Source organism: Anaerolineales bacterium (assembly GCA_022866145.1).
In the GTDB taxonomy this organism is placed as follows: domain Bacteria; phylum Chloroflexota; class Anaerolineae; order Anaerolineales; family E44-bin32; genus PFL42.
Map to the genome: position 1 here is coordinate 1 of JALHUE010000312.1, position 8,243 is coordinate 8,243.

The following is an 8,243-nucleotide window of genomic DNA, read 5'->3' on the forward strand; positions in this document are numbered from 1 at the left end:
CCTGCCTTTCGCCGCCGGAACCTTCGACGGCGTGGTCAGCGGCTTCCTGCTGCGCAACGTTAGCGATGTGCCGGCGGCGCTCGCCGAGCAAGCGCGGGTCCTGCGCCGTGGAGGGAGGTTTGTCTGCCTGGACACCACACCGCCCGCCGCCGGATGGACGCGGCCGCTGCTGCACTTCCATCTGCATGTCGTCATCCCGCTGCTCGGCCGCTGGGTGGCGAGGGATCCCGAGGCGTACAATTACCTGCCCGATTCGACCGAACGTTTTTTGGAGGCCGAGGCGCTGGCTGCACGCCTCACCGCCGCCGGGCTGGCCCAGGCCGGGTACGTGCGCAGGATGCTGGGCACGGTCGCCATCCATTGGGCGAGCAAGCCCGTCTGAGAGGAGACCCAATCAGCGTGGAGGCTTCACGACGGCGGATCATCGTCGCCATCACCGGCGCCTCAGGCGCGATCTACGGTATCCGCAGCCTCGAGGCGCTGCGCTCGCTGGGCGTCGAAACCCATCTGGTGCTCAGCCCGGCGGCGCGCGTCACCATCCACCAGGAAACCGACCACAAGGTGAGCGAGGTCGAGGCGCTGGCCAGCGTGGTGCACGCCCCTCAGGACATCGGCGCCTCGATCGCCTCCGGTTCCTTCGTCACGCAGGGCATGCTGATCGCCCCGTGCTCGGTCAAGACGCTCTCGGCGGTAGCCAACAGCTACGCCGATGACTTGATCGGACGAGCGGCCGACGTCTGTTTGAAGGAGGGCCGGCCGCTGCTGCTGATGGTGCGTGAGACGCCACTCCACCGCGGCCACCTGCGCCTGATGGACCTGGCCGCCCAGGCCGGAGCGATCATCTTCCCTCCGGTGCCGTCGTTCTATGACCATCCGCAGTCGCTCGACGCCATCGTGCAGGCCACGGTCGGACGGGCGCTGCAGCGGCTGGGGATCGACAACGACGCCTATCGCACCTGGCAGGGACTGTGACTGGATCGACGGCCGGCTTCGCCGAGCCCGACCACGCCGCCCTGCTGGAGCTGTTGGAGGAGACGCCGGCGTTCACCCTGGCGACGCTCGACCCCGACGGTGCACCGCGCGCCACACCCCTGTTCTTCGCCGCCGACGACCTGGCGCTGGTCTTCCTCTCCGATCCGGCCAGCCAGCACAGCCGCAACCTGCAGGCAGACCCGCGCTGCGCTGCCTCGCTTTACCCCGCGATCGCTGACTGGCGCGAGCTGCGCGGGCTGCAGCTGCGCGGGCGAGCGCGCCGGCTGAGGGAGACCGAGGCGCCGCGCGCTCTCCAACTCTACCTGCGGCGCTTCCCGTTCGCCGCCGACCTGGCGCAGGCGGTCGAAGCCACCGCGCCCTATCGCTTCCAGCCCAACTGGATCCGCCGCATCGACAACCGTCAAGGATTCGGCTTCCAGCAGGAATGGGACCTCGATGGCTGAGAACGAGCGCCCCAAGGCCGCCGCGCTGGGCGAACCGTCCTACGTGTGGCGCGCCGGACAGGAGCGGCGTTGGCGGATGATCGAGGCCGCCGCCGGCAAGCGGCTGGCCGGCAGCGTGCTCGACAACGGCTGCGGCGTCGGTCTGTATCTGCGCCGGCTGGCAGGCAGCGCCCAGCGGGCGGTCGGCGTCGAGCTCGACTTCGAGCGCGGCGCCCAGGCGAAATCGGCGGCGCCGGTCGTCAACGCTGCCGCCGAAGCCCTGCCCCTCGCCTCCGCCGCCTTCGACCTGATCCTCTCGCACGAAGTGCTCGAGCACGTCGCCGACGACCAGGCCGCTCTGGCTGAGATGGCGCGCCTGCTCCGCCCCGGGGGCCGCCTGGTCCTGTTCGTCCCCAATCGGGGCTATCCCTTCGAAACGCACGGAGTCTACTGGCGCGGCCGCTACCGCTTTGGCAACATCCCGTTGGTCAACTACCTGCCGCGCCGCTGGCGGGACCGCCTGGCGCCGCACGTGCGCGCCTATCGAACGAGCGATATCGCCCACCTGTTGCAGGGTCTCCCGGCGAAGGTTGTCGAGCGGCGCGTGCTGTTCGGTGCCTATGACAACATCATCGCCCGCTGGCCGCCCGTCGGCCGGGGGCTTCGCGCCGTCCTGCAGCGGCTGGAACGCACGCCGCTGCGCGTTCTGGGGCTATCGCACTTCTGGGTGGTTGAGAAGCTCTTCCACTCACCCGCCAATCCTTCTGACGGACCCGCGCTCCGCAGCGGGACTCCTGTTCGACCCCCGGAGGGCCCATCATGACCAAAGGCAAGCGTTCGACTCCTCAGGGCGCAGCCGATGTGCCAAACCCCTCCCGGCACGGTACTCCCACGTGGGCACGCGCCTTGTGGTGGGCCACGTTGCTCTTGGGAGCCGCCGTGCTCCTGGCCTCCCTTCCCACGTACGCCCGCTTCATCCAGGGCCACAACCCGTTCTACCCGGAGGCTCCCGCTGATCCGTTTTCTACCATCGGCGGGCTGGCCTCCTTGTTCACCAGTCTCACCTGCTTCGCCCTGGCCATCGTCCTTTTTCGCCGCAAGCGGAACGAACCGATGGCCCTCTTCGTTTCCTTCTACCTGATCTCCTACGGCGCGATCCTGGCGGGACCGCTGGAGTTTCTCGGGCCTCTCCTTCCTTGGCTCGGGGACTTCACCGTTGGCGTCGTCCAGCCGATCTTCTTCGCCTTGCCCACCATCGCAATGATGGTTCTGTTCCCGAATGGCCGCCCCATCCCTCGCTGGACCCGCTGGCTGGTCTTCGTCGCGGCACTGGAAATCGTCCTCCTCCCCCTCCCTTGGATCAGCGGAGTCCTCTTCCCGACCTCGTTGGCACTTGCGTCCCAACTCCTGTACGGGTCCTGGATCATCCTGGCCACCGTATTCGTTCTGGCCGTCTACGGGCAGGTCTACCGCTATCGCCGCGTGTCGACCCCGGCCCAGCGTCACCAGACGAAGTGGGTCTTGGTCGGCTTCGTCTTCTGGTGGCTCTTGATGCTGGTGCAGTCCGTTCCTTACGTCTATGTGACCTCTCTGCCTCCGGGTGCCCCCCAACCAGCCTGGGCCTCGGCCCTCGCCGCCCTGTGGTTTCTATCGTTGAGCATCGTGCCGATCTGCTTGACCATTGCCATCCTGCGCTATCGGTTGTACGAAATCGACCTGATCATCAACCGGGCGCTGGTCTACGGAGGGCTGACGGCCGTCCTGGCCGGCCTGTATTCGGCCTCGATCAGCCTGTTCCAGAAGGCCTTCATCGCCGTGACGGGGGAGCAATCCGACGCCGCCATCGTCCTGACGACGCTGATCCTGGCGTCGGTTTTCACGCCCTTGCGCACGCGCCTGCAGACCGCCGTCGATCGACGCTTCAAGGACGTACATGATCCACCCCGCCGCCTGCGCGCCCTCGCCGACGAGATCGTCCAAGGGATTTGGGTGCTGCACCCGCAGCAGGCGGCCCATCGATTGCTGGCGGAGTCGGTGGCGGCATTCGGGGCCACCGGGGGAGCCGTCTATTGGGGCCGGGGCAGACTCGAACGACAGACGGACCGTATCGGGGAGTGGAAAGACCACGAGGCTGTCACCGCCGCCCTGACGGCGGAGAACCAGGTGTTGGGTCGGATCGTCCTTGGCCCCCGCCGAGATCAATCAAGCTACTCGCCCGAGGACAGGCGGGCCCTGGCCGAGTCGGCGGAGGCAGTGGCCGTGGCTTTCTTCAACTCGCCCCTGGCGCCTCGTCCTCGTCGCCGCCAGACTCCAGCTGCAAAGACGCCGGCCGATCGCCGCCGTCGCCGCGAGGGCCGATAGGACAAGGAGAAACTCGCCCTCGCCGTCCTTGCCGGTCGAAAAGGAACGTCGCGCGGTCTGGCTCAGGCGGGGACGGCGGCGGGGCCGCGAGTGCGGTCGGTGATGCAGGAATTGCTCGCCCGCGGGCGCACGGTGCGCATGGTCAGCCGCAGCGGTACGATGGCCGAGACCCCGGCCGGCGTCGAAGTCATCGCCGGCAATCTATACGACCCCACCTTTGTCCGTCGCGTTGCGCAGGGCGCATCCGCTGCCTATCAGTGCGCACAGCCTCACTTCCACGAGTGGCCGCAGAAGTTCCCCCCGTTGCAGGCTGCGATCCTCGAGGGGCTGACCGGCACAAGCACGCGGCTGGTGATCGCCGAGAACCTGTATGCCTATGGCGACACCGACGGACGGCCGCTGACCGAGGACCTGCCCTACACCGCGCACACACGTAAGGGCAAGGTGCGCGCGGCGATGTCGCAGGCGGCGCTGGCCGAGATGGCGCGCCTGCTGCTCCCCGGCGGGCGACTGGTGTTGTTCGTCCCCAACCGAGGCTATCCCTTCGAGACGCATGGCGTCTATTGGCGCGGCCGCTACCGCTTCGGCAATATCCCTCTGGTCAACTACCTGCCGCGGCGCTGGCGCGACCGGCTGGCGCCGCACGTGCGCGTCTACTCGTCGGTAGATCTGCGGCGGCTGGTGGCCGGCCTGCCGCTCCACCCGGTCACCACAGCGATCATCTTCGGCGCCTACGACAACATCATCGCTCGCCGGCCTCGCCTGGGAAGGGCCATGCGCGCTGCACTGCAGGCGTTCGAGCGCAGTCCCCTGCGCTGCCTGGGGCTGTCCCACGTCTGGGTGTTGGAGCGCATCTGATGGCCGGCGTTTCGTGACCTAGCGCAGCTCCCCGCCTTCCCCGACCTCCGTCCCATTCCACCGCAGGCTGACCCGCCCTCCAGGTCTCGGCCTCACGCGGCCGGATCGCCTACCCTACCCACAGGGCACCATGCCTTTGGCTTCGCTTCCGCCCCGTCTGCCGCCCAGCAGGTTCTGATCGCGCGCCGTGGTTGCCTTCCACGCCCCACTTGACACACGCCGCCGTACGTTTGTGTGCCGCATCGTCGGCCATTGAGTCCGGGAGGCTAGCGGGGCATGTTTCCCGACGGGGACGGATCAAGGCGCGTTGGGCCGGATCTCCAGTCGCAGTCCCAGAGGCAGCCCGGCTGCAGCATCGACGACCGCCTGTACCTGATCGGCGGCCAGCATCCCGCCGATCTGCTCTCCGAGCGGCTGAGCCACTTCGGCAGTGTCCGCCGGCGCGATCTGCGGCGGTTGGTGGATGGGCGACTACATGCACTTCCCGCCCGGCTATGTCCTACTCGACCTTGACAGCGACGGGACGTGCCCTGCGCCAACTCCTCGACAACAACGCCGAGTCGCAAAGCTGATCCCCCGCCCAGCCGGGAAGCCTGCCGCCGGGTCCGCTCGGTGAGCGGCCCGGCGCCCTGAGCGCTTTGGGATTCGAGCGCGGCCAGGCGCTCCCCGCGGGTCTGAAGCCCCGGCCGCCGCAGCACGCGGAAGATCGGGCTGGGCGCCACCGCCAGACCGCCGTACTCCGGCCGCCGCAATCGGCACGCCAGCTGGGCCGTAGCCCAACGTCGGCCTCGCCGGGCGAGGGTCGCACGTTCGGTCGGAACGGCGAGCGCGAGCGAACGCCCTCGCCGCGTTCCCTTCCGGCAGGGGGAGCAAACCCATCCCGACCGTGAGGCGGGCATCGCCTCCGCCAGCGGGAGAACAGGATCCGGAGGAAGCGGGATTCCCCTCAGGCCTGCGTTTCGTCACTCGGCTCCTGGGCACCATGACACAGGCGGACCGCGTGTATGCCGTCTTCGAGGGTCCTGGGCGCTTCTCCCCATCGCCTCCTGACATTGGGCTCCGGGAAGGAGAGAGCCATGACCCCCGAGCGCGTCGGCCGCCTCCTCGAAGCCTTGCGGACTGACGGCCCTTCTTCCTTAGGACAACTGTGGTATTATTAGTCTCATTACTTCCCCAAGCAACCGCAGTGAACCCAGGTTGGGGGAGAAACACTACAAAAAACCACTGCTTTGCCTATGAAACCTGAATCAACCGGATCCATTGGAGATAGCCGTGAAGAAAGCGATCGCAAACATCCTGTCCTTGATGTTCATTCTTGTAATGGCAGGCTGCAATTTGCCCGGGAAGGCTGCACCAGAGCCAGACATTGTTGCCCCGATAGCAACAGCAGTACCAGAGGCCGGCACCGCAGTCCCTACTGCGATCCCGACTACAATCCCTGAGCCTCTGCCTTCCGGATATATGGATCTCCTGCAGAATAAGATTGCCTCCGGCGAGTGGACCCTGGAAGAGGGTCTGGTAACAATGCTCAGGCTTTTCGCCGGAGAGATCCAGATCAGCGAGGCCGGCCTGGGACAGGGCGTACTGGTGACTGAGGGCACCAGCATCCTGACGCTGGCGGGCGGATACTTACAGACCGGAACCGATCAAGCCGTCAAAGACGAGATCACCCGCCTGGTCAACCTGCTCGTTCCCACCCAGGAAGCGCTCGACCGGTATTCGATCCCGGAGGAGCAGGCCACCGTCCGCGACGGCCGCGGGCCCGGGCTGGCAGCCCCGGCAAGGCAAGACCTGGTGGCCTGCGACCGTTTATGGGTCGACGGCTTTCCCGATGAGCGCACGCCGGCTTTTCCGTGCTACCTGTTTGGTGATCTAGTACTCGCCGGCAACTCTTACCGGGTGTATTACCCGCTGGCCTGGCGTGGGGATTCTAGCCGCGACCGTTACTATGAGGCTACGCTGAAAGCCGTTCAGAAGTCCATCGCTGAGTTCCAGAATTATGGTTCGGTTAGGCCGATCTTTTTCGTGTTCACTACCCTGGCCGACGAGAGGGATACCCCAGATCTTACTATTTTAGCCTCGACGGAAACAGGTTTCCGTCCGGCCGATGAGTTGCAAAAAACAGAAGCCTGCCCGGTCATCATAAATCCTGCTTCGATGACCCTGGACATCCCGCACTACGAACAGACCATAGCCCACGAGATCTTCCACTGTTTCCAGGCCTGGCACCTGCGCGATCAATTAAACAGGCCGGGAATGGACTCGTGGTGGTGGGGGGAAGGTACGGCCGAATATTTCGGCAATCTGGTTTACCCGTCGGTAAATGCTGAGCAGGAAGACTTTAAGGATTCTTTCATTGAGTTGTCTAAAGTCAGACCCTTGACGGACATGGACTATCAAAATTTCGTCTTCTTCCAGTTCCTGGGCAACCGCATCGGCCCGGACGGAGTGATCGCCATGCTGCGCACCATGCCCACCACACCCGGTCGCGATGCCCAGCTCGCCGCGTTGGCCGCTGTTCCCGGTATGGAGGATACCTTTGAGGACTTTGTGCGCTCCGTTTTGGACCATACACTGATGGATAGTGACGGAACGATGATGGCCCTCGAACTTGATTTCAACGATGAATATCTATTCACTGAACAATCCGAAGTCAGGATTTTATACGGCAATCCATTTGTTTTTACTCGCTATGCGGTCAGCTTTGAAAGTGAAAAAAACTTTGGGGTCGAAACACTCTCGGAGGGGGTGGGGCGTTCGGCATGGCGCGCCCGCGGGTCTATTGGAGGTTGGGAACCATTCCCGACCGCTGCCGCCGGTGGGTGCGAAGATCTCCCGTACATCGGGTATGTCATTACCACAACGCCCGCGGCCGTGCGCACGGAGATCATTTCTACCACCGAGGTCACCGAGGCGCCTTGCGACGAGTGCCTGATCGGCAGATGGGATGCGACGAACGACAGCGTCCTCTCCTATATGCAGTCGGTCATCTCCACAGGTGGAGAGGATATCCCAACGGTGGAAAGCGTTACCGGAACAATGTTCATGGATTTCAAGGCCAATGGCACTGGTTCCGGCGGCTACGAGAATCTCATCGTTCATGAGACCAACGTGGGCGGCAATGCTGGTACGGAGGTTTTCTATACCTTCGAGGGGTTCTCAGACGGACCGTTTGCAGCGGATGGCTCCGAACTGATCGGTCTGAACGGATCAATGAATATGGTGGTCACCGTGAAGATTGTGGCAAGTGGCATTGACATGGGCTCAACCACCTTTCCAGTCCAGCCGGAGGACTTCCCGGTTGGCTCGGCCATCCCCACCGGCTACACCTGCGATGGCGATACCCTGAACATATGGCCGCCGGCTCCGGACATCATCGTCGAACCGATCACTTACATCCGCACCAGCCCATAGCTTGCTGCCCTTTCAACCCAAAGAAGGAGATCTTCAGCTTATACAAACCTCAAGCGAACTCCATACTCAAGATGTTAAATAGCGTCTACCATATTCAACCATCAAGAGGGATGCAATGAAAAATCGAAGCTCCATTATTCTCGCACTGGCAATAGTTCTCATGACAAGCCTGGCTTGTACTATTGGAGGCACGGC

At 64.5% G+C, this 8,243-nt stretch carries 7 protein-coding genes; all 7 read left to right on the forward strand.

The genetic code is table 11. From position 1 onward, the window contains the following. Positions 1–382 (forward strand): class I SAM-dependent methyltransferase (locus MUO23_09695; protein ID MCJ7513225.1); only part of this gene is annotated, 382 nt, incomplete at its 5' end. A 17-nt stretch (positions 383–399) separates the two neighbouring features. Next, complete coding sequence (locus tag MUO23_09700; protein MCJ7513226.1) at positions 400–972, forward strand: UbiX family flavin prenyltransferase; 573 nt, start codon at positions 400–402, stop codon at positions 970–972. Continuing rightward, positions 969–1,436 (forward strand): pyridoxamine 5'-phosphate oxidase family protein, encoded by a 468-nt coding sequence (locus tag MUO23_09705; protein MCJ7513227.1) that lies wholly within the window; start codon positions 969–971, stop codon positions 1,434–1,436. Before MUO23_09700 ends, MUO23_09705 begins: the two co-directional genes overlap by 4 nt. Then, positions 1,429–2,238, forward strand: coding sequence for a class I SAM-dependent methyltransferase (locus MUO23_09710; protein MCJ7513228.1), 810 nt, complete (start codon positions 1,429–1,431; stop codon positions 2,236–2,238). Before MUO23_09705 ends, MUO23_09710 begins: the two co-directional genes overlap by 8 nt. After that, the gene (locus tag MUO23_09715; protein MCJ7513229.1) at positions 2,235–3,776 is read left to right on the forward strand and encodes a hypothetical protein; all 1,542 of its coding nucleotides are present in this window, start codon (positions 2,235–2,237) and stop codon (positions 3,774–3,776) included. Before MUO23_09710 ends, MUO23_09715 begins: the two co-directional genes overlap by 4 nt. 102 nt (positions 3,777–3,878) lie before the next feature. After that, entirely contained in the window at positions 3,879–4,634 is a 756-nt protein-coding gene (locus MUO23_09720; GenBank protein ID MCJ7513230.1) for a hypothetical protein, read from the forward strand. A 1,272-nt stretch (positions 4,635–5,906) separates the two neighbouring features. Next, positions 5,907–8,048, forward strand: coding sequence for a DUF6055 domain-containing protein (locus MUO23_09725; protein MCJ7513231.1), 2,142 nt, complete (start codon positions 5,907–5,909; stop codon positions 8,046–8,048). Positions 8,049–8,243 lie beyond the last annotated feature (195 nt).